This window comes from Oenococcus sp., assembly GCF_047725585.1.
GTDB classification, from domain to species: domain Bacteria; phylum Bacillota; class Bacilli; order Lactobacillales; family Lactobacillaceae; genus Oenococcus; species Oenococcus kitaharae_A.
Genome location: NZ_JBDNNF010000002.1, coordinates 235,053 through 258,450 on the forward strand (window position 1 = coordinate 235,053; position 23,398 = coordinate 258,450).

Consider the following 23,398-nt stretch of genomic DNA (forward strand, 5'->3'; position numbering starts at 1 on the left):
CCAAGCATATGCTTGGTTTTTGTTTGTCATTGATATGCGGCGACTTTTTTGCCCATCCATTTTGTGGCGAGTTTTTTAAGCGTCCCATTCTTTTTATATAATTTTATTTTCTTGTTGATTGCTTTTTGAAGTTTTGGCTCCTTGTTCTTTGGAAATGCAATTGAGAACGTGTTTGGCTGACTCAGTTTTAATTCTTTATTTGTAAATACGTAGTAGCTATAGCCTTTGTGGCTTTTGATCAAATCTTGTGCTTTAGTTTGATCCATGATAGCACCTTGAACGCTGCCATTCCATAAATCTTGTGCAACAAGCGTACCTGTGTCTAGTGCTGTGACTTTTGCACCCATTTTTTTGACCTGATCGACATACTGTGTGTTAAAGACGGCTGCTACTTTCATATTTTTTAAATCTTTAGCGGATTTTATTTTGATATTTTTTGGATGAAGAATAGCAGTTTTGGCGTTGAAATAATGTGTTGAGAAATTGACATTCTTTGCCCGCTCAGGCGTTGCTGTCATGCCGGAAATAACCATGCCAGCACGGTTGGACTGCAGATAGCCGATCAAACCGCTGAAGTCAGTTTCTTGTAAGCTGAATTTAAATCCCAAATCTTTTGACAGTTTTTTCAACAGATCGATATCAAAACCGACGATTTTCGAATTACCTGCCGAATCGACGACTTTATTTTCAAAGGGTGGGAAATTTGGACTTGTCGCAACTTTGATCGTTTGTCCGCTGAAAGGTTTCTTGGCTTGGCTCGAAAGTGTGAATAGGGTGGTGAAGGCCAACAGGGCCGTAAAAATTAAGAGAGAAAAACGTTTAATCATTTTGATTTATTTAAATTCCTTTCGAGTTTGTTAGAAAAGTTAGTCAAAATCATGACGAGAATGTAGTAGATAATTGCAACGATGATGAAGGGTTCAAAGGCTAAGTAAGTACCTCCTTGAGCTGTCATGCCAGCACGCATGAGGTCCATCATACCGACTGTTGAGACTAAAGAAGTATCTTTTAAGAGACTGATTGCCTCGTTGACCATGGCCGGCAGGACAGATTTTAATCCTTGCGGGAGAACAACATAGAAGAAAGATTGTCTATAATTAAAACCTAGTGAGCGTGCCGCTTCTGTCTGACCGATGCTCACAGCTTGGATGCCGCCACGCAGAATTTCTGAGATATAAGCAGCTGAATTCAAAGACAAGGCGACCAAAGCTGAGGAAAAAGCATTGACGTTAAATCCGACAATTTGTTTAGCACCAAAGTAGATGAGAAATATTTGCACTAAAAGCGGGGTTCCGCGAAAAACAGATGTATAGAAGCGTGCAAACAAGCTCAGCCAAGGAACTTTAATTACTTTAACTAGGGCCAAAAGCAAGCCTAGTGCTAATCCGATCAATAAGGCTAAAATTGTTAATTGCAAAGTATTGAACAACCCATTGATAAAAATCTTGCGATATGGCCACATTTTTGCGAAATCTAAAGCCGCCAGACTAACCGGTATCATTTAAATTTCTTCTTTTTCTTTTGAATGAACGTGGTTCACTTGCTCGTAAACAGTCGCTGGCAGCGTGTACAGTTTCATAAAGCCGACTGCAGCCTGTTCGTCAAAGGAGTTGGCCGATGTATAAGTGGCCAGTTTCTCAGAGTAAAGAGAATTGTCTTCCGACTTTCTGGCAACAGCGGTGGCAGAACCTTTAAACAGCTTCATCTTGACAACGCCATTGACAACTTTTTGTGTTTCATCAATGAAAGTATTCAGTGCATCGAATAACGGTGAGACCCACATGGCGTTATAAATCAAGTTGGCAATCTTTTGTTCGATGATTGGCTTGAAGTGGGCAACATCGTGTTCCAAGGTGATATCTTCCAAGTCCTTATGAGCTGTCATGATGACAGCCGCTGCAGGTGCTTCATAAATTTCACGAGATTTGATGCCGACTAGTCGGTTTTCGACATGGTCAATCCGGCCGATACCGTGTGATCCAGCTAAAACAGACAATTTGCTGATCAAATCAGATAGTTTCATCTGCTGTCCATTCAAGGCGACAGGCAGGCCATTCTTGAATTCAATATCGACAAAATCGGCTTTATCTGGCGCATCCTCGACGGCAACAGTCAAAGCATAAGCATCAGCTGGGGCTTGATTCCAAGGGTTTTCCAAAATGCCGGCCTCGTTGGAACGGCCCCAAAGGTTTTCATCAATCGAGTAAGGGGAGTCAAAATTGATTGGCACGGGCACATCATGCGTATGGGCGTACTGGATTTCTTCTTCTCTGGACCACTGGAAATCACGAATCGGTGCCTCGATATGCATTTCCGGATCAAGAGCATGGATCGCAGCTTCAAACCGCACCTGATCATTGCCTTTTCCTGTCGATCCATGAGCAATCGCTACGGCATTATTTTCATGAGCAATCTCGACGAGTTTTTTGATAATTAAAGGCCGGGAAAGGGCAGAGAGCAATGGGTATTCGCCTTCATAAAGCGCGTTTGATTTGATAACCTTGCTGACAAAATCATCGGCGAATTCATCTTTAGCATCAATCACGATTGATTGAACGGCGCCGATTTTCAGAGCTTTTTCCTGAATGGCATCCATCTGTTTTCCGTGCTGGCCAACATCCAGTGAAACGGCGATGACGTCATATCCTTTATCTCCGAGCCAAGGGATAGCCACTGAGGTATCCAATCCGCCGGAATAAGCTAAAACAATTTTCTTTGACATAATAGTCTCCTTATAATGAAGCATTTTTAGTATTTTTTTGACAACGCCTATTTAATCAGGCTCGCTTGAATTTTCAGTTGGGCATCGTCGTCGTCGGCTAATCCAAGCCGCTAAGAGGGGAGAAATCATAACATCTCCTTTTTGATGCCTTTAGTCATCGACTGACTGACATCCAAATATTCATAGATATCGTCCTGAATGATCGGGCTGCATTGCTGCAATTCTTTTAGGGTCAAATCTTCCAATTTTTTATGAGCCTGTTCAGCCATCAGGACTGCTTGTCCCACGACGCCATGAGCGTCTCTGAAGGGCATGCCTTTTTGCACGAGGTAATCAGCCATATCGGTCGCATTGAGAAAACCATTCTTCACAGCGGCGGTTAATTTATTAGAATTGAGTTTCAGCGTCAGGACTATTTTTTTCATCAGCAGCAGCATGTGCTCAATCCGATCAAAGGCTGGTAAAAAGGTATCTTTATCCAGCTGCATATCTTTGTTGTATGCCAGCGGCAGACCTTTCATGAGGATCAGCATTTGGTTCAGCTGGCCGATGATTAAGGCTGAACTGCCGCGGACTAATTCTGCTGAATCAGCGTTCTTCTTTTGCGGCATCATCGAAGAGCCGGTCGAAAGCGAATCATCAAAGACCACATAATTGAATTCCTGACTGGCGAAGATAATTAATTCTTCGGATAGGCGGGAGAGATGCATGGCCATGATAGAGAAATCAGCTAGAACCTCGATGATGTAATCCCGGTCTGAAACGCCATCAATAAAGTTGTCAACGGGTTTTTTAAATCCAAGCAGGTCGGTTGTCAGCTGGCGGTCAATGTCATGCGTTGTTCCTGCAATTGCACCAGATCCGAGCGGGTTTTCGTCCATGACATCAATGGCGTTTAACAGCCGTTTTTTATCCCGTTTTAGCATTTGTGCATAGGCGCCGAGGTAATATTTGAAAGTCACGGTCTGCGCTTTTTGCAGATGTGTGTAGCCTGGCATAATTTGCGGATTAGCATTGCCTTTATCAATGAAAGCTTGAATCAAAAGGTCAATTTCTGAGATCACACCCTGCAGACGGTTTTTGATATACATTTTTGTATCAACGGCAACTTGGTCATTTCTCGAACGTGCCGTATGCAGTTTCTTACCGGCCGCGCCAATTTTTTCTGTCAGAACACTTTCGACAAAGCTATGAATATCTTCAAAACCTGTATCAGGTATTTTCAAACTGCCAGCTTTAATTTCACTGAGAATTTCTTTTAAGCCTGCGACAATGGCATCGGAATCTGATTGACTGATAATGGCTTGTTTGCCAAGCATCGTCGCATGTGCAATTGATCCTAAAATATCTTCTTGATACATCAGTTTGCCTTGTGGCAAAGAGTTATCAAACGCGGTCATGTCCGGATCTTCGGACTTTACAAAACGTCCACCCCATAATTTCATTTATCTATTCTCCTAAATTTTGAGTACAAAAAAACAACTAATTTCGTGCTGAACAAATGCACAAGAAAAGTTGTTTTATCGTCGGATAAGTTTAGAAGAGATAAATGAAGTTGTGAATGATTTCGCCTTCATGATGTAACTTGAGTTTTAGTATACATGCTTTTCAGAAGAAAACAATATTTTTTTAAAACTTTTTTCATTTTCTCGAAAAATTAAATGATTTGACCGTTTCCAAACTTGTCGTCAAAATAATAAGTCTGTTGTGTAACAGGATCCGTCTGCGAACCGCCTTTTAGTTGGATACCATCTTGGCCAAAATATTGGACTTGACCATTGATATTCTGAAAACCAGTGACCGGCTGGCCGCTATCATCGGCATAATACCAATGAATTTTGTCTGGGGAGAAGTAATCATTTGTGACCATTGCACCATTCGTACCGTTGAAGTAGTGTTTTTCGCCGCTATTAGGATCCTGGGCAAATCCGTCTTTGATCTGAGTGAAGTCATCTCGAAAATAATTAGTGAGACCGTTGATAACCCGCATGCCGCGCACCGCCTCACCATTTTCATCCAGATAGATCCAATTACCATCAGATCGGCGCATGAAACGATTTGTGATCATTTGTCCGCTGATATCGTCAAAATACTGCAAATGGCCATTGATCGTTTGAAAACCAGTCACAATCTGCCCTTGGCTATCAGCGTAGTACCAAAGATGGCTATCGCCTTGATAACTGCCGGCCGTATTATCGTCAGGTGTGAAACTGCTGGAGGCACTCGTATAAATGAAATCGCCTTTAACTAAATCGCCGGTGAGGGCATTGAAGTAAAAACGCTGACCAGATTGGTTCGTGTAAAAGGCGTCTTTCATCTGCTGACCATGATCATCGAAGTAAAGCTGACGACCATTGATTGTTTGCAAACCGGTAACAGCCAACCCGTCAGCACCAAAATAATAGTAGCGGCCATTTTCGCTGCCTTTGAATTCGTTAACAGCCATATTGCCATTGCCGCTCTCAAAGTAACGCATCCGGCCGTCGCTGCCCAGAATAAAGGCATCTTTAGCCTCTACGCCGCTGGATTTGAAGAATTGCCAATGGCCATCAATTTGAGCCAATTGATTTGCCAGCATGATACCGTTCTCGTCAAAACGGAAACTATTGCCGTTTGTATCAGTCACATACTGATTAGCAACTTGTCGGCCTCTTTGATCGTAGTAATAGGTCTCGCCACGGTCATTTTGGACAAAAACATTTTGTGCTTCAACGCCGTTAGGGAAGAAAAGATAGTGTTGGCCATTGATCGTTTGAGGCCCGGTCACCATATGGCCAGTGTTGTCAAAATAATAGTAGTTGCCGTCATCGCCTTGGACAAAAGCATTTTTGGCTTGATAACCACTGGTCGAGAAAAAGATAATGCCTTGATCATCTTGGGTAAAGCCAGTTTCACCAGGTTGATTAGTCAATTGTTTAGGCAGAAAAGCTTCGTTTTCATCGTTTGAAACAACTTTAAAGTATTGATCTGTGCCTGAATCGCGCAGGACGTAATAAGCACCGCGCCCCTGGATGTTGGAACCATTGAAGTATTTGGCCGACCATTCAGTAATTTTTTGACTAGGATCAATCGTTTGACCGGTTGAAATTTGTGTTTTCGTAAACAAATCTGGATAAAGCTGCTGAAGTTTCTCCAGGAAAGCGCCGCCGAATTTTGTTTGATACTGCCCGCCCCCATTTGTATAAGCCAAGTAAAGATCGTTTTGCAAATCGGATCCAGCGATCAGCTGACCATAGGAGTCAGTTCGGTTGACTGTAATAATTTCCGGGTTTTGCAGATTATAAATTTGGTCGGGTACCCAATCGGCCATGACCTGGATGTTGTTGGCATGCAGGGCTTTGATAGCCGCTCTTAAGTCATCGACATCGCCGTATTTTGTCGGCGTATCAAAGCCTACATCATAGCGGTCGGTAAAGGCATAGCCGTTTTGAATGATTGAATCAAGAAAACTGCTGTCGCTGCTGGATCTGTACTGCGGTGCCAATTGGAAGCTGGTGATTCCCCAATCTTTAAACAGACCGGCGTTCTCGGTGATTTTCACGTTCGTAAAATTGTCGTGCTGTTCAGCGGTCGGGATCGACTGGAAATTAGAAAAGCCTTCAAAAATCACGTTGCTGTCCAGTGCAGCGTTTGAATGATACACACTGCCATCAACACTAGCGGCCGAATCAGCTGTTGTTCTGGCATCTTGATTGTCAGCAGCACCGACAGGCACCCAAGCAGATAGGTAACCAGAAACTTCTGGATTCAAATAGCCGGCCAGTTCTGCTGCAGTAAAGATCAAATCACCATTTGCGTCTGTATATTTCACCGGTGCTTGAAGATCTGTATCAAAGTTCTCTAATCCAGACTCAGTAGTCAATAGTAGGGCGCGGAAAGCCTGATTTTTGTGGGCGGCACCCATGTGCAGGACAACCTGATCATTTTCAGCTAGTTTCAAATGAGAATTATTGCTGACGATCACGCCAATACCTTCTTGACGCGTTTGATTATCTCCTGAATCACTGGCTAACATAGCATTTTGGCCAAAACGAACACTGGTCAGAATGTCGTTTTGATCAACGGCCATGCTTTGTCCACCGGCGGCATATTTGACTCTGGCCTTTAAAAGGGTACTAATAGCATCAAAGTAAGGCGACTTGTTTGCCATGTAATCGCCATCGTCTGTGTACATATCACCGTAATAGACACGCGGAACGGTATCTTTGTTGGTTAAAAGCATTGCATATGCGCTGGGGATGTTATATTGTGTGTATTTTTTAACATCTGACTTCATGTCGGCGTTATAGACTTCAAAAGCTGCATTAAGCTGATCGGTCGTTGGAATCAAGCCGCTGCCGGAATTGGGATACAGATCTGAAATGATTTGCGCAATCACGGTTTGGACTTCCGAATCATGTGCGCGAACAAAAGAATAGTTGGCAACAGCCTCGTTATCCGTCGAGTCGTTGGCGCGGTTGACTAAGTAGTAATCCATAAAACGCTGCATCGTGCCGCGGATATTGTCCGGTTTGGTCAAAGACCAGATCAGCTGCGTGTGCATATAATCGTCCATGGTCAGCTGCGGATAGCCTTGGGCTTTCATATATTCGGGGTCGTTGTGACTCCAGTCTTCCAAAATAGATAGATGCTGATTGGTCGTTAAGTCGTTTGAACCGCTCTTAAAAGCATCTTTGAAATAAGCGGCTGCAATTTGCAATAAGTCAGCATCGACATTATCAACAGCGTCAATACGGATGCCGTCAAAGTTAGCATCAGGATCATCAGCGGTGATTGATCCAAAATTCAAGAGATAATAAAGCCAATTGAGCTGTTCGGCCTGGACAACAGGATTGGAGTTATCGACATCGTTGGCTAATAATAATTCAAAGCCGCCAAGAGAAGCATCTGTATCGTATTGTGGGGTTCCAGTTTGGTTTGTAGGTGTTCGGTTTAACAGCCGGAAGTTGGAATTTGAGTCCGGTGTCAAAGGGCTGTTCACAAAAGTCAAGGCGCCGCCTTGCAGATGATCGCTGCCGGGATCTTCGCTCTCGCCATTCCAAGAAGGCTGCTGGTTGATAAAAGTCTGCAGCAATGTTTTTAGCCAGTCTGTTGATCCTTGCTGACTAATCTTCTTTTCGATCTCGCCTTGTACAGATTGGGCTGCGTGATTCAATAAAAGCTGGTCGTCAGCGATTTTGAAATCTTGATCATTGGTAATGAATCCCTGAGTTTTCATGAAATTCAGATAGTTAACCTCAGTTTGCTTGTCGGGCCACCAAGTTGTCAGGATCGGACGGAACTCGTCAGCACGCGAGGCGCGCCAGTTAACACCATCATCAAGAATATCAGCCGGACGATACCAGGCCTCAGCGGTTAAATAGCCATCAATATTTGTAAAACTTTCGCTTTTGGCCGAGTAAACAGCATTATGAGCTGTGAAATCATCATTCTGCGCCGTAAGTCCTTCTTTAATACTGGACACATTCGTGTTGGTCAATGCACCGGTCGTTTTGTCAAAGTAGAGAACTTGATTGTCAAACACGCCGGAATAGCCTTTTCTTAAATAGCCGTCCTGATCAAAGTAATAGCTTTGTCCTTGGATCGTTTTAACACCGGTTGCCATCTGGCCATTTTCATCAAAATAGAAAATGTTGCCTTGCTTATCTGTAGCATAGTTATTGACTGTTTCCTTGCCATCTGCTTCGAAGTGATGCAGGTCATTATTAATGATTTTAAAGCCTGTTACAGCATTGCCGCTTTGACTATCGAAATAATAGCTTGAGCCGTCCACTGTTTCAAAACTGCCTTTAATCTGAATGCCTTGTTCATCAAAGAACTGCAAACTGCCGTCAATGGTCTGCAGGCCTTTGACAAATTGGCCGTCGCTGCCCATGTAAAACCAGTTTCCCGCCTGTTGAACGTAGTGGGGTACGATTGCTGCTGGAGTTGGGCTGACAGTTTGAGAGATCTCGTCTGTTTCCGGCTGTTCTGCGCTTTGCGATGTCGGCTCGCTTTGATCAGCGGCCGCTGTCAAAGGAGCGACTGATTGCGCAGTTGTGTCTTCCTGATTCAAGTCGTCTGCCTGAACCGTGATAAGATTTGAGCCAGCAGCCATCATAAAAACGGTCGTGCTGGCTACAATCCAATTTTTTCCTGATTTATAGAGCTTTTTTCGATCTATTCTTGCCTTTCTTTCCACTATAAAATTCCTCTTTTCCATTTATGGGCCGAATCAGCTTCAGCCGAGTCCCTTCATCTGGGCTTGAACCAGCAGGTTCCCATTTTTTGAACCACAAAGAGATGCAAAACTTAAAGGTCAAAGTATTGGACAGCTTTAATGAAAAGTAAAGACAGTCTTAATTTTTTGTTAAAAAAATAACTTAATTTTCTACAATGATTTATTAGTCAATTAATATTGAATCTATCTGTGCCAATTTCGGACGAGCTAATATTGTGGCGAGCCAGGCTTTGTTTGAAAAAATGACATTTCTCCCTTTGAGACTGGATTGATATGCGATAATTTACGCATGGTTCAAATACTGGATGGTAAAAGTGTTTCCAAAAAAATCCTTGAAAAGGTGAAAGCATCTGTCGAGCAGGCCGATTTTCCTGTCAAGCTTGCGACGATTTACGATCAAAGCGATGCCGGCAGCAGCATGTATGTGGCTATGAAAATCAGACGAGCCAAGCAGGTTGGTATTGCTTCTGAAGAATTCAAAATTGATGATTCTTGGAGAACGGCCAGTCTATTGACCTTGGTTAAGCGATTAAACGATGATCCGACTATTTCCGGTATTCTGGTACAATCGCCGCTGCCTGCCTCGATTAATGAATCCGATATTTTTAATGCGATCGCGATTCAAAAAGACGTGGACGGTTTGTCTGCTTTAAATCAAGGCTTGTTGTTTGAAAATGCTAGCCAGAATTACCTGATCCCTGCGACACCGGCTGGTGTGATCAAACTGCTTGAAAATTATGATTTTGATTTTGCAGGTAAAAATGCATTGGTCATCGGGAGATCAGTTTTGTTTGGCCGTCCAATGAGTATTGCCTTGACCAATCACGATATGACCGTGACATTGGCTCATTCCAAAACCAGTCGCGCGACTTTACAGAGATTGGCTGAATCCGCTGACTTGATTGTTGTGGCAGTTGGCAAGGCGAATTGGTTTGATCTGCCTAATTTAAAATCTTCGGCGGTAGTGATTGATGTTGGTGCCAATAAAGTTGCCGGTAAAGCGGTCGGAGATGTTGATTTTGAAAAAATTGCAGCTCAAGTGGCTCAGATTACACCGGTACCAGGCGGTGTCGGACCGATGACAATCGCCACTTTGATTCAGCACACATTTTTACTAGCGGCGTTACAGCAAAAAGGAGAAGTTAGATGAAAAGAGCAGTTGTGACTGTCATAGGAAAGGATCGCCCTGGGATTATTGCTGGCGTTTCAAAGACCTTAGCCGAAAAACAAGCCAATATCCTTGACGTTTCCCAGACTTTGATGGGGACTATTTTTACGATGAGTATGCTGATTGATATCACTGAGATTGATGCTCAATTTGATGACTTGCAGAACAGCCTCAGGCAGACCGGTGAGGTATTAGGCGTGACTGTCCACATTCAAAGAGAAGAAATCTTCAATTCAATCTCACAAATTTAGTCGAGGGACTCATGGATATAAAAAAAATTAATGAAACAATCCAGATGATTTCTGAAGAACATTTTGATATCCGGACTGTCACGATGGGTCTCTCTTTGTTAGATTGTATCGGTGCAAATGGTCAGCAGACGGCTGAAAAAGTTTACGAGAAAATCATTAAAAAAGCTGGTAATTTGGTGGCAACTGCAAGGCAATTGGAGCGGGATTTCGGTGTGCCGATTGTTAACAAACGAATTTCTGTGACGCCGATTTCGCTACTGGCCGGAAACTCTGATTATGCCGGATTATTAGCTGTCGCACATAGTCTGGACCGGGCGGCCGCTGCTGTAGGCGTTGATTTTATCGGCGGCTATTCAGCACTGATTCAAAAAGGCACAACACCGAGTGAAAAAATGCTGATTGAAAGTTTACCAGAGGTACTCTCAAAAACTAATTTGTTAATGTCTAGTATTAATGTTGCTTCGACCAAAGCAGGCATTAATCTGAATGCCATTCGTAAAATGGGCGAGACAATCAAAGATATTGCCCAACAAGATCCGCTGGCAAATGCCAAACTGGTTGTTTTTGCGAATGCCGTTGAAGATAATCCTTTCATGGCTGGTGCCTTCCACGGTGTTTCAGAAGATGATGCTGTCATTAATGTCGGTGTCTCTGGACCGGGTGTTGTCAAACGCGCTTTGGAAACGGTTCGTGATCAGCCGATTGACGTTGTCGCTGAAAAAATCAAGACCACGGCTTTTAAAATCACGCGGATTGGGCAGCTGATTGGTACTTTGACTGCACAAAAATTGGGCCTGCCTTTTGGCATTGTTGATTTAAGTCTTGCGCCGACCCCAGCGCGTGGCGATTCTGTCGCTGAAGTGTTAGAGGAAATTGGTTTAGAACAAGTTGGTACGCAAGGCACAACCGCTGCTTTAATGCTGTTAAATGATGCGGTTAAAAAGGGCGGCGTTATGGCCAGCCAACGGGTAGGTGGTTTGAGCGGCGCCTTTATTCCTGTTTCTGAGGATGCTGGTATGATTGATGCAGCAGTCGCTGGTACTTTGACAATCAGCAAGTTAGAGGCAATGACGGCCGTTTGTTCCGTTGGCCTTGATATGATTGCTATTCCGGGCGATACACCTGCCACGACCATCTCAGCTATGATTGCTGACGAGGCGGCCATTGGCGTACAAAACAATAAGACCACGGCTGTGCGTGTGATTCCAGTTCCAGGTAAAGGCGTTGGCGACGAGATTGATTTTGGCGGCCTGCTTGGCCGCGCGCCGATTATGCCTGTCATCAATCGGTCTTCAGAGAAATTTATTAGTCGAGGAGGGCACATTCCTGCTCCGATTCATTCATTTAAAAATTAAGGAGGTTATATGATTTACGGTTTTTTGGGTGCCGGGCATTTAGCTGCGACAATGATTAAGGGGCTAATTAAAAGCGGTGTCTCTCCGGAAAAAATTTTGGTTAGCTCGCCGCATTCCGCACAACGATTATCTACTGAGATTGGTGTTGTTTCCGTTTCTGAAAGTGAACTGATTGAAAAATCGGATCTGCTTGTTTTTGCTTTCTTGCCGCAGCAGCTCAGTACAATTATACAGACAATCGGTACAGACAAGTTTTCTGACAGATTGATTGTTTCTCTATTGGGTTCCACGACTGTTTCTCAGCTTCAAAATCTTCTGCCCGCTGCCAGAATTGTGCGCGCCATGCCTAATATCAACGCTGAATTTAACAGGTCAACCACAGCTGTTGTGGCGGCACCTTCTGCAAGTGATCACGATAGACAGTTGGTGGACACATTTTTTGCCAAGATCGGGTCGCTAACAGAATTGCCTGAGGAATTGTTCCTGGCTTTTTCTGCGATTGCCGGCTCCGGTCCTGCTTTTGCTGCTTTGTTCTTAAAGGGACTGCAGCTGTCCGGAATCAAGCTTGGGCTTTCAAAAAAAGATAGTCTCAAAATTGCGGCCGATATGGTATTGGGATCAATGGCCGCCATTCAAAAAGGCAGTCAGCAGCCTGATCAGGTTATTAAAGCTGTGGCATCGCCCGGCGGCAGCACTGCTTTAGGCGTTGCTTCTTTTGAAGCTGACAATTTTGTGGGCGTGATTGAAAAAGCGATTAAAAAAACGGCTGGTTATGGTCAAAAATAGGGGCAAAGGTTGGAAAAGGATTGTCGTTAAGGTTGGCACATCGACGATCGTTTTAAAAAACGGCAAGATCAATCTGCCTGTTATCGGTCAACTTGTTCAGACGCTTTGTGCCTTAAGGAATTCCGGTAAAGAGGTGATCTTTGTGACCTCTGGTGCGATTGGTGTTGCTTTGAATCAACTTGGGCTTAAAAAACGACCGGCTGCCATCCCGGAACAACAAGCTTTGGCTGCAATTGGACAGGCAAATCTGATGGCCATTTACAACCAGACCTTCGCTTTTTATCACCAGCTGACCGGTCAAATTCTACTCACTTACGATGTTTTTGATAATCCAAAGATGCTGGATAACATGTTAAACGTCTTGGGCGAACTACTGCAATTGAACGCTATTCCGATTATTAATGAAAATGATGTGATTGCCGTTGATGAGATGGACCATAAGCATTCATTTGGCGACAATGACCGTCTAGCTGCAATGGTCGCTAACGCCATTGATGCCGATGCCCTGATTATTTTGTCGGATGTGGATGGCCTTTATGATAAAAACCCGCATCTTTTTTCTGATGCTAAAAAAATTTATCAAGTTAGATCTGTTGATGATCACATTTTGGCGCTTTCTTCAGGCAAGAGTGATTTAGGGAAAGGCGGCATGCAGACTAAACTAAAAGCGGCTGAGTTATTATTGAAGCATAATAAAGAAATGCTGCTGTTATCAGGCTCTCAACCGGCAGATATTTTGGCGGCGCTTTCTGGTAAGGAAATCGGTACTTTGTTTAGCCATGAATGACATATTACATACGCAAATGATTGACATTGGGCAGCGAGCCAAAACAGCGGCACTTGCTTTGGTTCGTTTGAATTTCGCCCAGAGAAATGCAATTTTAAGTGCTTTTGCAGACACAATTTTGGCAAACAAGGCAGAAATTCTGCGAGTTAATCAGCAAGAATTAGACGAGCATCATCATGATTTAACACTAGCTATGCAAAACAGACTGGCGCTGGATTCAAAAAAAATCACCAATATCATCGAATCCTTGCAGGCACTTATTAGAATAGATGATCCGCTCGCTGGCAGAGACCAAGAATGGCAGGCCGCGGCTGGGTTTAAAATTTTGAAAAAAATTGTGCCGCTGGGCGTGGTTGCCATGATTTATGAAGCTCGGCCGAATGTCACGATCGATGCTGCAGCACTAGCGATCAAGTCGGCTAATGCAGTCATTTTGCGTGGCGGTAAAGAAGCAATCCAGACAAATAGCTTGTTAGCACACATCTTAAGAGAGACCATCTCAAAGCTCGGTTATAATCCAGACATGGTTCAGTTGATTTCAGATAGCAGCCATGCTTCTGTCGATGAGCTTCTGCATGCTAGAAGCTTCGTAGATGTTTTGATTCCTCGAGGATCACGCCAATTTATTAATCATGTAGTTGAAAATGCCAGTGTGCCTGTGATCGAAACCGGTGCTGGCAATGATCATATTTTTGTTGATGAATCGGCAGACCAGCAGCAGGCTATTGGAATTATTCTCAATGCTAAGACACAAAGTCCAGCTGTGTGCAATGCTGCCGAAAAGCTCTTGATCCACAAAAATATCGCTAAAGAGTTTCTTCCAAAAATTGTTAGTGCATTAAAAGCGGCCGGTGTTGAAATCCGTGCTGATGCACAGGCATTGCAGCTGGACCCGACTCTTATTCCAGCGAGTGCTGAGGATTGGGATATAGAGTATAACGATCTGATTATGGCTATTCACATAGTGGACAGCCTTGACGAGGCCATTTCCTGGATTAGCAAACATACGACTCATCACACTGAGGCAATTCTGACTCAAGATCCCGCACATGCCGCCGCTTTTATGAATGATATCGATGCCGCTGTAGTGATGTTAAATGCATCCACACGTTTTACAGATGGTTTTGAATTTGGTTTTGGATCGGAAATTGGTATCAGCACACAAAAGCTCCATGCCAGAGGCCCAATGGGCCTTAAAGCATTGACAAGTTACAAGTATGAAGTTTTCGGCCACGGCGAGACACGGAAGTAATTTTTCAAGAAAAGTAATCAATGGTATCCTGATTTGGTGAACACTTTAGTCTTTGCGCATCGTGGTTATAAACTGGTTGCGCCGGAAAATACGCTGCCAAGTTTTAAGGCCGCTTTAAAATACCCGATCGATGGTTTGGAAATTGATTTACATATGACTGCCGACGGCGAATTGGTTATCATTCACGACGAGACAGTCGATCGGACTTTTAATGGGCAGGGTTATGTTAAAGACATGACTCTAGCGCAATTACGAGCTTTGGATTTTGGCAGCTGGTTTTCTGAACATTTTAAGGGCATACAAATTATGCGTTTTCAAGATTTTCTTGATTGGCTAGCAGATATTAATTACAAAGGCGTGTTATTAATTGAATTGAAGACGGATCATGTTGATTATCCAGGCATCGAAGAACGTGCCTTAGAAGCAAGCCGGCAACATCAAGGTGCATGGTCGGTCATATTTCAATCCTTTAACCCCAAGACTTTACAGAGGCTTTACCAGCTGGATACCCATTTACATATCGACCGTCTCTCTTTTGTTCCAAATCCAAAAGACTTTTTGGCTTGTCATGCAGACAGAATCCAACATATCAATTTGGACCTGCGTTTTGCACTGAATCGCTTGCTTCTGAAGTATTTTAATAAGGGCCAAAAGTTCGTACCGTGGGTAGTGGACGATCAGCGTTATCTTGAAAGAGCCTTTAGGCAGCCCCTATCAGCAGTTATTACGAACCAAGTTGCCCGTGCAACTTTATTACGGGATAAAATCCAGGGAATATATGAATCCTGACAGCAAACAAAAGATTGTCGTTGTTTTAGGGCCTACTGCTAGCGGAAAGACGTCCCTTGGTATCAAAATCGCTCAAGCTCTAAAAACAGAGATTATTTCGACAGATGCGGTTCAGATTTTTCGTGGACTTGACATCGGCAGTGCCAAACCAACAGCTGAAGAACTGTCCGAAGTTAAACATTCCTTCATCAATATTAAGAATGCAGATGAAAGTTATAACGCGCACGAATTTATGATTGACGCGCGACAAAAAATTGCGGCACTTTCGAGAAATGGACAGCTTCCCATCCTAGTCGGCGGTTCCGGCTTTTTTGTACAAACAGTAATTGGTGATCGGCGCTTGGCTGATCAAGATCATCCGATAGTCCCGCCAAAAGCCGGCATTGAGAATCGCCTCTATCAGGCCTTACTGATTGGGTTGACAATGCCGAGAGAAATTTTATATGACCACATTAATCGGCGTGTCGATTTGATGTTTCAGCAAGGGCTTTCTCAAGAAGCTGAGAAGCTGCTGATACAGCCGGGGGATTTTCAGTCGAAAAAAGCGATTGGTTATCGCGAGTTCAAGGATTATTTTTTCGGAAACCAGTCCCTGGACCGGACAAAAGAATTGATTAAACAAAATACACGCCATTATGCCAAACGGCAATTAACTTTTTTTAAGAACCAGTTTCCGGATATTCAATGGTTTGATGCGGTACAAACTGCCAAAAATAGCCAAAAAATCATTGATCTTGTTAAAAAATTCAACCAGTCATAGACCAATGTCAGTTTTCCTAACATTTTTCCCGAAAGGCAGCTATAATTTTAGTTAGATATTCTTAGTAAGAAATGATTGATGAGCGATTAAAAAAAGATTTAGCGATTTTGCCGATCAGTACGGTTCGCGCACTGACGAACCTTTCTGATAGACAAATTCGCTATTACGAAAGTCAGGATTTGCTTACTACGAAAAGAGGTAAAGGTGGACAAAGGCGTTTTTCTTTAAATGACGTCGAGCGTTTAATCGAGATTCGTACGATGATGGAGTCTGGGGATAGCCTGAAGGATATTCATAGTCTTTATGAGACGAACCGCGTGAATAGCCGGCGTGATGAGAAGAAAGATTTTGTTCATTCTTTGGAAAACGAATTTTTGAAAATCGGAAGGTTGGAAAAGCATTAATGGCAAAATTAACGAAAGCAGCAATAAAAGAGGCAGTTAAGGAAGAAGGTGTCGATTTCTTAAGAGTCATGTTCACAGATGTCTTCGGCATGATTAAAAATGTTGAAATTCCCGTCAGCGAACTTGACACGGTTCTTGACAACAATTTATTGTTTGATGGATCTTCTATCGATGGTTTTGTTCGAATTGAAGAGTCTGATATGTACTTGTATCCCGATTTGGATACCTTTAAGATTTTGCCGGACACAATGACTGGCGAGCATGATGGCAAGGTTGCGATGATTGTCGCAAATGTTTACACAAGCAGTCGTGAAGTGTTTGAGGGCGATCCGCGTAATAATTTGATTCGTGTGCTTCGTGAGATGAAAGCAGACGGCTTTTCTGATTTCAATGTTGGTACTGAGCCAGAGTTCTTCTTGTTTAAAGTCGGTGAAGACGGCAAACCAACGATGGAGCTCAATGATAACGGCGGTTATTTCGATTTGGCACCTCTTGATCTTGGGGAACATGTCCGTCGTGAAATTGTCCTGACTTTGGAAAAGATGGGATTCGAAGTTGAAGCTGCTCATCACGAAGTTGCTCCAGGACAGCATGAAGTTGATTTCAGATATGCAGATGCTGTCACAGCTGCCGATCATATCCAGCTTTTCAAGCTCATCGTCAAGACAGTCGCACGTAAATACGGCTATTATGCTACTTTTATGCCAAAGCCAATTGCAGGTATTAATGGTAATGGTATGCACACGAATATGAGTCTCTCAAAAGACGGCAAAAACGTTTTTGATGATCCCACAGATAAATTAGGTTTGTCTGAGACTGCTTATCATTTCTTAGGCGGCCTGTTGACTCATGCTGAGAATTTTGTCGCGATTACCAATCCGACAGTCAATTCTTTCAAGCGTCTAACACCAGGATTTGAAGCACCCGTTTATATCGCTTGGTCCGCTTCTAACCGTTCACCGATGGTTCGTATTCCAGCATCTCGTGGTGCAGCCACACGTCTGGAATTACGAATGGTAGATCCAACAGCCAATCCATATTTGGCTTTTGCAGTCGTTTTGGCTTCTGGCCTTGACGGTATTGAAAAGAAAATTACGCCTGAGCATTCTGTTGATAAAAATATTTTCCGCATGGATGCCGATGAACGACAAAAGGCCGGGATTAAAGATTTGCCGGATACTTTGCTTGCGGCCGTACAGAATTTAGAGCAGGATGAAGTTGTTACAGCTGCTATTTCCAAGCGTATTGCAGATACTTTTGTCGAAGCTAAGAAGCTCGAATATCAGTCCTATCGCGCATCTGTCTCGAAGTGGGAAATCGATCAGTATCTGGAAACGTTCTGATTGTTTAAAAGAAAATAATATTTATTAAACGTCTGTTCAAAGGCGTTTTTCTTTGCAAAAATTAGGGTATGACAAAACAGTTGAATCTTCATTTAGTAGCGGAAAATAAAATTCCACTTTTGAATAATCTCATTAATAACAAGATTGATTATTTGACATCAATTAAAAAAGCAATCTCTGAAAGTGATTATTTGTCAATTTATGAGTTACTTGATTCGGCGCGTTTTAACGAGAAAATTAGACATTGGCAGCACGCGGATCCAAATTATTTTTTGAGCAACATGACCGAAACAATTCAACCTGAATTGGCCGAATTTTTGGTTCCTAAACTGCTTGCTTATCTGCAGATTTATTTTCCCTTCTTCTTCTTTAGAGAGGTCAAGACCGGCGTTTATGAGATCTTATTTGGCAGGTGGCCATCGGCGCGCACTTTTGGTATTTTGGATGTTATTCGGATTGAGTTCATCTTTAACGACCCGGTCATAAATGAATTGCGAGATTTCATGGATGACCCGTCTTTTGTTCAAAATAGGGATGACCAATTGAAGGAGCTTCATCGGGCGAACCGGATTTATGCAGGCAAGCCGGGGATTGTTTCCGAACAGAGTATGCAGGAAAATCAGACCGAAATTTTACGCCTGCAAAAGACTCAGGCAGTTTTGGAACTTGAGCAGGAACAGATTGAGAAACATTTTGGCAGTTTTTCGCACTTTTTAGAGCAGGCAGGCCATCTGTATGTTGACTATCTGAATTTCTTGAATAAGGAAAATTAATGGCAAATCAGGATAATTCGTTCGCACAATTAGCAATATTTCAGCAGCATCTTGACCTTGACAGCAGTCGTGTTGCTGCTTTGAGCCATGCTTTGAAACGCTTTTTAAGTGCACAGAACCCGGTTGACAACATTCGCACGATCAGAGATCTGATGCAGGTACAGCTCCAGTTCGGCCCATTGGCTGAATTTGCACCTTTGTTTCGATTTGACGATGGTTTTTGGCTGTCCGAACTATTTATCAAACTGCTTTCTTTTAAAGACAATGATTTTTTTTCGACACTGGATGGCCAAAATAAGTTATCGGTCGGTTTGCGTTCTCGTATTTTGCCAAATTTTGAATTTATCTTTGTGCCGGCTGCAATAGCGGCTGGGGGTTTTTATCTGCAAGAGGCCAATTTACAGATCAGAATTCTATATTTTGATATTTGCCATCAGCGTCTCTTTATCGAGCCTAATGGTCTTTTGGCTCTTTTTACATCCGAGATTGGTCAAGGGCTCAGTACTAGACAGCTGGGGTTAACCATCCAAACGTTGAATGATCTGGCAGAAGTATTGCTCGAAGACCAGTTCGTGCTGGATTTAAATTTAATTCAGATGGAGAATGATGCCCAGCTGGAAATAAATAAAGCGGATTTGCCAGTTGCCGTCAGCGACAAACTTTTTATTTTAGCACAAGCAAATCAGGTAGATATTGTTGCGTTGGATGACGGTTTTTTGTTAAACTTGAACAGCAGCTTGAAATTATATTTTACAGAAGTTGTTGATCGCATTGGCCATGCCCAGTGGCGGTTTCGAGTATCCGATAAGGATGATTCTGAGACATTTTTATCTGTCTTGTTAAAATATGCTTGGTTTCGGAATTGGTATTGGGATAATATTCAGGATTTGCAAATTGCCTATCGCGATGAGTTTTTCTTGGGTTAGTGTGAAATGGTCGCATTTTTGACTATACTAAAAGTACGCGGAAGTGGCTCAACTGGATAGAGCATCGGAGTTCTAATCCGCAGGTTGTGGGTTCGAGTCCCACCTTCCGCATTAAATTATGAAAAAAAGTTTTTGGATTTTAGCATCGGTTGTTGTGGTTCTGCTGGTTGCAGCGTATTTTTTGTATCCGCGGGCTTCTTTTGGCGGTGTTCAGATGTCTGAGAAACAGTACAGACAGGTTCAGCGTTCAAAGGAAAATATTGATACCTTACTGACGGATCTTGGCAAATATCGGCCAACTCAAAGCTCGACGGTCACAAAAATTAAGCAAGATGTTGATCGCCTGATCTCTGAAAACGGCCAAAACTTATCGACTGCGGATTTTGATAAATTAGAGGCTGCTGCGGGTGACAAAGGTGGTATACTGGCCACAATTGAAGCGGCTCAAAAAGGCCGGTATTTGATTGACGGTGATATTGCATCGGTACTCCACGCTAAATTTTCCGTGATTGTTCAGCAATCCGCTAAATCTGCGACCGAGTCGGATTCACAGGCGGCCCAAGTTGCTTCACAGATTCAAAAAGATTTGAGTGTCGATTCCCGGCTTTATAAGTTAGGGATCAAGAGCTAAACGTTGACCTGAAAGGGTCTTTTTTGATACAATGAACGAGTTGTTGCAAAGCTTCAACCACTCTAAAGCGGTAATTAAGAGACCTAGTCCACCGCCACGGTGAGTATAAGAGGAGGCCGTTAATGGCTAATAAGTACGCAGTTATCGAGACTGGCGGCAAGCAGTATCGTGTAGAAGCAGGGGACGCTATCTTCATCGAGAAACTTGAAGCCAACGAAGGCGATAAAGTTGTTTTTGATAAAGTTTTGCTCGCAAATGGCGAATTTGGCGATCCATATGTAGCTGGTGCACAGGTTACTGGCACTGTTGCTAAACAGGGCAAAGAGAAAAAAGTTGTTACCTTTAAGTACAAGGCTAAAAAGCACGGCCATGTTAAAAAAGGTCACCGTCAACCATATTCTAAAGTATTGATCGAGAGCGTTTAAGGAGGACGACATGTTTGAGAAGTTAGAAAATCTAATTAAATTAGCCCACCATAAGGGAGGCGGATCATCTTCCAACGGTCGCGATTCTGCAGGACGTCGTCTTGGTGCAAAGCGTGCTGATGGACAGGATGTTTTGGCCGGCACAATCATTTACCGTCAACGTGGTACACATATTTACCCAGGTAATAATGTTGGTCGCGGTGATGATGATACTCTTTATGCTTTAACAGATGGCGTTGTTCGTTTTGAACGCAAGGGCAAGGCACAGAGACAAGCATCTGTTTATTCTAGAGAAGAATATCAGTCAAAATTAGAAGCAGTTGATTAAAATTTTTTGTGAGTAGCGGTTTACCGCTATTTTTTTTAGGCAGGTATCTATGAAATATGATTTTGAGAAAAGAATAGAGAAATTAAGAAAGTTATTCGATGTGTTGAAGGTAGATGCCATGACAATTTATCAGGGCACTAATATTGAATATCTGACAGGCTTTGATGCAGGCTCAGGCGAGGGCATGTTCAGCTTGGACCGGACGCACGCGCTGCTTGTTACTGATGGCCGTTACGAAGAAGCCTTGACCGGAAATTTGCCTGATGGGGTTGACCTAAAAATTACGAGAGATTATTACGGTGATACTGCTAAAGCACTGAACAAGTGGCAAGCAGACACGGTAGGTTTCGAAGAGAATCTTCCCTTCAACGTTTTTGATTTTCTGGATAGCGAATTAGATTCTAATTTCGTCCCAACACCTGCGCCAATAGAAGCTTTGCGCGAAATCAAGGATGCTGATGAGATTGAAAATCTTCGTCAGGCGACTCGGCGATCGGTAGCTGCGTTTAACCAATTACTAAATTGGATCAAGACGGGACAAACTGAAAGAGAAATTGCAAACCAACTGGATTACTTTGCGCGTAAAGAGGGGCTTGAAAAAACTAGTTTCGATACAATCGTTGCTTCCGGGGAAAATTCTGCCAAGCCTCACGGCACCGCTAACGAACGTCGAATTAGACAGGGTGATTTGCTGACAATTGATTTTGGCTACTACTATCACCATTACACTTCTGATATCACAAGAACACTGGCCGTAGGACCCATCAACGACAAATTGCGAAACATTTACGAAATTGTTAAAGAGGCCCAAAAACGTGCTATTGCAGCAGTTAAACCTGATGTTTCACTCAGTGATGTTGACTTGGCTGCTCGTGCTTACATCTCGTCAAGGGGGTTTGATAAAGAATATAATCACGGTGGCGGCCATGGCGCAGGACTTGATATTCACGAAGGCCCGGCAGTGTCTCCTAGGTCGACAGACGAAGCCGTGATCGGCCAGATGCTGACAATTGAACCAGGAATATATCTTTCCGGACTAGGCGGCGTGCGTATTGAGGATGATATTCTAGTTACCAAAAACGGCTTTGAAAACCTCACTGGCGGTATTACACGCGACTTAATCACAATCGAGAACTAACATGACTATTAGATTAGATTATTTAGTATTTTATATTGGCAACATTAGTTATGGTTTTGACTATGTGTACACAAAAAGAATTAATGGGCACGCTTTTTATGTCCGCCGACAGCCGCAAGAAGAGATTGCAGATATTTTGGACGAAAATTTTGATTTCTATAATCCGCATATCGCTGAGGATACACATGCAGCTTTTAACTGGAAATATGACGAAAAATTCACGGATTTAAGCCGTGTTTGGGATCACTATTCAGATGTAGTACTAGGTTTTATAGAGCCTTGGGAAGCTGATTATCGTGCGCCAGTCGATTATAATTCCGATAAGAATGTCGAGTGGGGTATTCGTTTTCACTCACGAAACTTAAAGGGCGAACAACTAATTTATGGTGTTAATGCTTATCCTGAGCGCTTTGACGATTTCGTTAATTATTTACGATCGTTCGACCCAGAAACACCCACCAAAGTACCGGACAATCTGCCTTACACACAGGGGCGCTTCGCTAATTAATTCATAAAAACACATCTCAACTCGTACAAATAAGTATGAGCGATTTTTTAAAAACATATATCACTAAAATCAAAGGGATAAACCCTAAAATTCTATGGACATGTACTGGGCTAGTTTTAGTCTTTAGTACGTGTTTTTTGTTTTATCTGATTCCGAATTCTAAAGCTGAACATGACTCTGTGATGATATCATCGAGCTCGGCGCAGGCATATTCCGCGCTGAGCTCAAGTACTAACTCAGCCGAGGTCCAGCGAAAAAATGAAAAGAAGCAGCCAGTTCAGGATCGATTGGTTTTCTTTGTTGATGTTAAAGGCGCGGTTTTGCATTCACAGGTAGTCAGAATGACAAGCGGGGAAATTATCCAATCGGCCATTAATCGAGCTGGCGGTGCCAATGCAGATGCTGATTTGAATCAGTTGAATTTAGCTGCAGCAGTTGTTGCTGGGCAGGTCATCTATGTTCCAAAGAAGGGCGAGGAGATACCGGAACAGTTTGCAGCCTCATCTGTTAATTCCAATGCCTCTGCCAGTGCAGGATCTTTGGAAGTAAATGCTAGAAATTCGAGTGATACCAAAATTGATTTAAATCAGGCTGATGCCGAACGTTTGCAAACTATTAGCGGAATCGGTGAGAAAAAAGCTGATGATATTATCAAATATCGTGATGAACATGGTCGTTTCAAGACGGTTGAGGATTTGAAAAATGTTGCTGGTTTTGGCGATAAGACTGTTGAAAAATTGAAAGACTATGTCACGGTTCAGTAAATCAGTTCTGCAAAATGGCTTGATTTTGTCATTACTGCTTGCTGCAATAAGTGGTGTTTTTTTCAATT

The 23,398-nt window shown here is 43.0% G+C and carries 23 protein-coding genes and 1 tRNA gene; 19 read left to right on the plus strand and 5 right to left on the minus strand.

Going from position 1 to position 23,398, the window contains the following annotated elements; translation table 11 throughout:
• Nucleotides 1-26: 26 nt before the first annotated feature.
• The 5 genes from ABF487_RS03620 to ABF487_RS03640 all read right to left on the minus strand — a co-directional run bounded on the left by ABF487_RS03620 (nucleotide 27) and on the right by ABF487_RS03640 (nucleotide 8,903).
• Nucleotides 27-827 (minus strand): substrate-binding periplasmic protein, encoded by an 801-nt coding sequence (locus ABF487_RS03620; protein ID WP_263778796.1) that lies wholly within the window; start codon nucleotides 825-827, stop codon nucleotides 27-29.
• Nucleotides 824-1,501: an amino acid ABC transporter permease gene (locus ABF487_RS03625; protein ID WP_415634506.1), complete on the minus strand. Its 678-nt coding sequence runs from the start codon at nucleotides 1,499-1,501 to the stop codon at nucleotides 824-826. Before ABF487_RS03625 ends, ABF487_RS03620 begins: the two co-directional genes overlap by 4 nt.
• Nucleotides 1,502-2,722, minus strand: a complete 1,221-nt coding sequence (locus ABF487_RS03630; RefSeq protein WP_415634507.1) for an argininosuccinate synthase — start codon at nucleotides 2,720-2,722, stop codon at nucleotides 1,502-1,504. It lies immediately after the preceding gene.
• A 125-nt stretch (nucleotides 2,723-2,847) separates the two neighbouring features.
• The gene (gene argH, locus ABF487_RS03635; RefSeq protein ID WP_415634508.1) at nucleotides 2,848-4,167 is read right to left on the minus strand and encodes an argininosuccinate lyase; all 1,320 of its coding nucleotides are present in this window, start codon (nucleotides 4,165-4,167) and stop codon (nucleotides 2,848-2,850) included.
• A 212-nt stretch (nucleotides 4,168-4,379) separates the two neighbouring features.
• Entirely contained in the window at nucleotides 4,380-8,903 is a 4,524-nt protein-coding gene (locus tag ABF487_RS03640; RefSeq protein WP_415634509.1) for a glycoside hydrolase family 70 protein, read from the minus strand.
• Between the two features lie 328 nt (nucleotides 8,904-9,231).
• Here ABF487_RS03640 and ABF487_RS03645 point away from each other — a divergent pair, with 328 nt between their 5' ends.
• The 19 genes from ABF487_RS03645 (at nucleotide 9,232) to ABF487_RS03735 (ending at nucleotide 23,330) form a co-directional block, all read left to right on the plus strand.
• The gene (locus tag ABF487_RS03645) at nucleotides 9,232-10,092 is read left to right on the plus strand and encodes a bifunctional 5,10-methylenetetrahydrofolate dehydrogenase/5,10-methenyltetrahydrofolate cyclohydrolase (protein ID WP_415634510.1); all 861 of its coding nucleotides are present in this window, start codon (nucleotides 9,232-9,234) and stop codon (nucleotides 10,090-10,092) included.
• Entirely contained in the window at nucleotides 10,089-10,361 is a 273-nt protein-coding gene (locus tag ABF487_RS03650) for an ACT domain-containing protein (RefSeq protein ID WP_415634511.1), read from the plus strand. The genes ABF487_RS03645 and ABF487_RS03650 overlap by 4 nt, the downstream gene beginning before the upstream one ends.
• An 11-nt stretch (nucleotides 10,362-10,372) precedes the next feature.
• Nucleotides 10,373-11,716, plus strand: a complete 1,344-nt coding sequence (locus ABF487_RS03655; protein WP_415634512.1) for a PFL family protein — start codon at nucleotides 10,373-10,375, stop codon at nucleotides 11,714-11,716.
• Nucleotides 11,717-11,725: 9 nt separating this feature from the next.
• The gene (gene proC / locus ABF487_RS03660; RefSeq protein ID WP_415634513.1) at nucleotides 11,726-12,502 is read left to right on the plus strand and encodes a pyrroline-5-carboxylate reductase; all 777 of its coding nucleotides are present in this window, start codon (nucleotides 11,726-11,728) and stop codon (nucleotides 12,500-12,502) included.
• Complete coding sequence (gene proB, locus ABF487_RS03665; protein ID WP_415634514.1) at nucleotides 12,489-13,289, plus strand: glutamate 5-kinase; 801 nt, start codon at nucleotides 12,489-12,491, stop codon at nucleotides 13,287-13,289. The genes proC and proB overlap by 14 nt, the downstream gene beginning before the upstream one ends.
• Nucleotides 13,282-14,541, plus strand: a complete 1,260-nt coding sequence (locus tag ABF487_RS03670) for a glutamate-5-semialdehyde dehydrogenase (RefSeq protein ID WP_415634515.1) — start codon at nucleotides 13,282-13,284, stop codon at nucleotides 14,539-14,541. The genes proB and ABF487_RS03670 overlap by 8 nt, the downstream gene beginning before the upstream one ends.
• A gap of 36 nt (nucleotides 14,542-14,577) precedes the next feature.
• On the plus strand, nucleotides 14,578-15,330 hold the full coding sequence (locus tag ABF487_RS03675) for a glycerophosphodiester phosphodiesterase family protein (protein ID WP_415634516.1): 753 nt from the start codon (nucleotides 14,578-14,580) through the stop codon (nucleotides 15,328-15,330).
• The gene (locus ABF487_RS03680) at nucleotides 15,320-16,090 is read left to right on the plus strand and encodes a tRNA (adenosine(37)-N6)-dimethylallyltransferase (protein ID WP_415634517.1); all 771 of its coding nucleotides are present in this window, start codon (nucleotides 15,320-15,322) and stop codon (nucleotides 16,088-16,090) included. The genes ABF487_RS03675 and ABF487_RS03680 overlap by 11 nt, the downstream gene beginning before the upstream one ends.
• A gap of 71 nt (nucleotides 16,091-16,161) precedes the next feature.
• Nucleotides 16,162-16,494 carry a MerR family transcriptional regulator gene (locus ABF487_RS03685; protein WP_007746566.1) on the plus strand — a complete coding sequence of 111 codons (333 nt, stop codon included), beginning with the start codon at nucleotides 16,162-16,164 and terminating at the stop codon, nucleotides 16,492-16,494.
• Nucleotides 16,494-17,837, plus strand: a complete 1,344-nt coding sequence (gene glnA, locus ABF487_RS03690) for a type I glutamate--ammonia ligase (RefSeq protein ID WP_263778812.1) — start codon at nucleotides 16,494-16,496, stop codon at nucleotides 17,835-17,837. Before ABF487_RS03685 ends, glnA begins: the two co-directional genes overlap by 1 nt.
• A gap of 68 nt (nucleotides 17,838-17,905) precedes the next feature.
• The gene (locus ABF487_RS03695; protein ID WP_263778813.1) at nucleotides 17,906-18,610 is read left to right on the plus strand and encodes a hypothetical protein; all 705 of its coding nucleotides are present in this window, start codon (nucleotides 17,906-17,908) and stop codon (nucleotides 18,608-18,610) included.
• Nucleotides 18,610-19,536: a hypothetical protein gene (locus ABF487_RS03700; RefSeq protein WP_263778814.1), complete on the plus strand. Its 927-nt coding sequence runs from the start codon at nucleotides 18,610-18,612 to the stop codon at nucleotides 19,534-19,536. Before ABF487_RS03695 ends, ABF487_RS03700 begins: the two co-directional genes overlap by 1 nt.
• A gap of 37 nt (nucleotides 19,537-19,573) precedes the next feature.
• Nucleotides 19,574-19,647 (plus strand) — tRNA-Arg (locus ABF487_RS03705).
• 7 nt (nucleotides 19,648-19,654) lie between these two features.
• Entirely contained in the window at nucleotides 19,655-20,167 is a 513-nt protein-coding gene (locus ABF487_RS03710; RefSeq protein WP_415634518.1) for a hypothetical protein, read from the plus strand.
• A gap of 122 nt (nucleotides 20,168-20,289) precedes the next feature.
• Nucleotides 20,290-20,592: a 50S ribosomal protein L21 gene (gene rplU, locus ABF487_RS03715; protein WP_263778816.1), complete on the plus strand. Its 303-nt coding sequence runs from the start codon at nucleotides 20,290-20,292 to the stop codon at nucleotides 20,590-20,592.
• A 10-nt stretch (nucleotides 20,593-20,602) separates the two neighbouring features.
• Nucleotides 20,603-20,920, plus strand: a complete 318-nt coding sequence (gene rpmA, locus ABF487_RS03720; protein WP_263778817.1) for a 50S ribosomal protein L27 — start codon at nucleotides 20,603-20,605, stop codon at nucleotides 20,918-20,920.
• Between the two features lie 49 nt (nucleotides 20,921-20,969).
• Nucleotides 20,970-22,058: a M24 family metallopeptidase gene (locus ABF487_RS03725; protein ID WP_263778819.1), complete on the plus strand. Its 1,089-nt coding sequence runs from the start codon at nucleotides 20,970-20,972 to the stop codon at nucleotides 22,056-22,058.
• Between the two features lies 1 nt (nucleotide 22,059).
• Nucleotides 22,060-22,566 carry a phosphoesterase gene (locus ABF487_RS03730; protein WP_263778821.1) on the plus strand — a complete coding sequence of 169 codons (507 nt, stop codon included), beginning with the start codon at nucleotides 22,060-22,062 and terminating at the stop codon, nucleotides 22,564-22,566.
• Between the two features lie 182 nt (nucleotides 22,567-22,748).
• A complete protein-coding gene (locus ABF487_RS03735) occupies nucleotides 22,749-23,330 on the plus strand; it encodes a helix-hairpin-helix domain-containing protein (RefSeq protein WP_415634609.1) in 582 nt (193 codons plus the stop codon).
• Nucleotides 23,331-23,398 lie beyond the last annotated feature (68 nt).

Excerpts from the sequence above, each read along its gene's own strand:
- rplU (WP_263778816.1), top strand. The coding sequence starts at position 20,290 with ATGGCTAATAAGTACGCAGTTATCGAGACTGGCGGCAAGCAGTATCGT.
- ABF487_RS03655 (WP_415634512.1), top strand. The coding sequence starts at position 10,373 with ATGGATATAAAAAAAATTAATGAAACAATCCAGATGATTTCTGAAGAA.
- ABF487_RS03625 (WP_415634506.1), bottom strand. The coding sequence starts at position 1,501 with ATGATACCGGTTAGTCTGGCGGCTTTAGATTTCGCAAAAATGTGGCCA.
- ABF487_RS03730 (WP_263778821.1), top strand. The coding sequence starts at position 22,060 with ATGACTATTAGATTAGATTATTTAGTATTTTATATTGGCAACATTAGT.
- ABF487_RS03620 (WP_263778796.1), bottom strand. The coding sequence starts at position 827 with ATGATTAAACGTTTTTCTCTCTTAATTTTTACGGCCCTGTTGGCCTTC.
- argH (WP_415634508.1), bottom strand. The coding sequence starts at position 4,167 with ATGAAATTATGGGGTGGACGTTTTGTAAAGTCCGAAGATCCGGACATG.
- ABF487_RS03650 (WP_415634511.1), top strand. The coding sequence starts at position 10,089 with ATGAAAAGAGCAGTTGTGACTGTCATAGGAAAGGATCGCCCTGGGATT.
- proC (WP_415634513.1), top strand. The coding sequence starts at position 11,726 with ATGATTTACGGTTTTTTGGGTGCCGGGCATTTAGCTGCGACAATGATT.
- ABF487_RS03645 (WP_415634510.1), top strand. The coding sequence starts at position 9,232 with ATGGTTCAAATACTGGATGGTAAAAGTGTTTCCAAAAAAATCCTTGAA.
- ABF487_RS03670 (WP_415634515.1), top strand. The coding sequence starts at position 13,282 with ATGAATGACATATTACATACGCAAATGATTGACATTGGGCAGCGAGCC.
- ABF487_RS03685 (WP_007746566.1), top strand. The coding sequence starts at position 16,162 with ATGATTGATGAGCGATTAAAAAAAGATTTAGCGATTTTGCCGATCAGT.
- ABF487_RS03630 (WP_415634507.1), bottom strand. The coding sequence starts at position 2,722 with ATGTCAAAGAAAATTGTTTTAGCTTATTCCGGCGGATTGGATACCTCA.
- proB (WP_415634514.1), top strand. The coding sequence starts at position 12,489 with ATGGTCAAAAATAGGGGCAAAGGTTGGAAAAGGATTGTCGTTAAGGTT.
- glnA (WP_263778812.1), top strand. The coding sequence starts at position 16,494 with ATGGCAAAATTAACGAAAGCAGCAATAAAAGAGGCAGTTAAGGAAGAA.
- ABF487_RS03710 (WP_415634518.1), top strand. The coding sequence starts at position 19,655 with ATGAAAAAAAGTTTTTGGATTTTAGCATCGGTTGTTGTGGTTCTGCTG.
- ABF487_RS03700 (WP_263778814.1), top strand. The coding sequence starts at position 18,610 with ATGGCAAATCAGGATAATTCGTTCGCACAATTAGCAATATTTCAGCAG.
- ABF487_RS03735 (WP_415634609.1), top strand. The coding sequence starts at position 22,749 with ATGATATCATCGAGCTCGGCGCAGGCATATTCCGCGCTGAGCTCAAGT.
- ABF487_RS03680 (WP_415634517.1), top strand. The coding sequence starts at position 15,320 with ATGAATCCTGACAGCAAACAAAAGATTGTCGTTGTTTTAGGGCCTACT.
- rpmA (WP_263778817.1), top strand. The coding sequence starts at position 20,603 with ATGTTTGAGAAGTTAGAAAATCTAATTAAATTAGCCCACCATAAGGGA.
- ABF487_RS03725 (WP_263778819.1), top strand. The coding sequence starts at position 20,970 with ATGAAATATGATTTTGAGAAAAGAATAGAGAAATTAAGAAAGTTATTC.
- ABF487_RS03695 (WP_263778813.1), top strand. The coding sequence starts at position 17,906 with ATGACAAAACAGTTGAATCTTCATTTAGTAGCGGAAAATAAAATTCCA.